Here is a 1,084-nt window from a genome sequence, read left to right on the forward strand (position 1 = left end):
AGTTGGGCACTCTAAGGGGACTGCCGGTGATAAGCCGAGAGGAAGGTGGGGATGACGTCAAGTCCTCATGGCCCTTACGGGCTGGGCTACACACGTGCTACAATGGTGGTGACAGTGGGCAGCGAGACAGCGATGTCGAGCTAATCTCCAAAAGCCATCTCAGTTCGGATTGCACTCTGCAACTCGAGTGCATGAAGTTGGAATCGCTAGTAATCGCGGATCAGCATGCCGCGGTGAATACGTTCCCGGGCCTTGTACACACCGCCCGTCACACCATGGGAGTTGGTTTTACCCGAAGGTAGTGCGCTAACCGCAAGGAGGCAGCTAACCACGGTAGGGTCAGCGACTGGGGTGAAGTCGTAACAAGGTAGCCGTAGGGGAACCTGCGGCTGGATCACCTCCTTTCTAAGGAAGCTGTGGAATTGGTAAGACGATCGGCCTGATCTTAGGATCAACCCGATATGAACCTTCCCGTGCTTTTTAGAACATAGATGGCACCAGTCAGGTGACCATCGAAACGCAATACGCCGCGTAGACTTCGGTCACGACGGTATGGCGAGCTTTCGCCGTCCACGTTTCTCTTTCTTCAAGAAGACAAAAACCGCGTCGACCGGTTCCCCGAATGGGCCCGTAGCTCAGTTGGTTAGAGCACACGCTTGATAAGCGTGGGGTCGGAAGTTCAAGTCTTCCCGGGCCCACCATTTGCTTATGCAAATGAGGGTTTGGGATGATGGAATGAGGCTGATGCGGAACGTTGCCGAACCTGGATTTATCCGGGCGATCGAGCTGATGGGGCTGTAGCTCAGCTGGGAGAGCACCTGCTTTGCAAGCAGGGGGTCAGCGGTTCGATCCCGCTCAGCTCCACCAAATCGATTGGTGTCGAGACTGACGGCGATGATGTCTTCTGAAGAAAAACCAAGTTTGCACGACGCAATCAGCGTCTGTGCCTGTTCTGCATATATCGTGAAGAGAAGATTGATCTGGAGGCTTCCAGGTGTTGGATTTTATCCGACGTCCGAGCCCAGTTCTTGTGAAACCATGGATGGCCTAGCCGGCCGGATATGGTGGAGGGACTGGAGGTAGG

2 tRNA genes and 1 rRNA gene are annotated in these 1,084 nt (G+C 54.7%); all 3 read left to right on the forward strand.

Annotated features, from left to right (window positions below):
- Positions 1-405, forward strand: a 16S ribosomal RNA gene (locus FHT93_RS35425); the annotation flags it as partial.
- A 219-nt stretch (positions 406-624) separates the two neighbouring features.
- A tRNA-Ile gene (locus tag FHT93_RS35430) sits at positions 625-701 on the forward strand.
- A 90-nt stretch (positions 702-791) separates the two neighbouring features.
- Positions 792-867: transfer RNA gene (locus FHT93_RS35435), tRNA-Ala, on the forward strand.
- Positions 868-1,084: the final 217 nt, after the last annotated feature.

Origin of the sequence: Rhizobium sp. BK379, from assembly GCF_014193955.1 — a bacterium.
GTDB lineage: Bacteria > Pseudomonadota > Alphaproteobacteria > Rhizobiales > Rhizobiaceae > Rhizobium.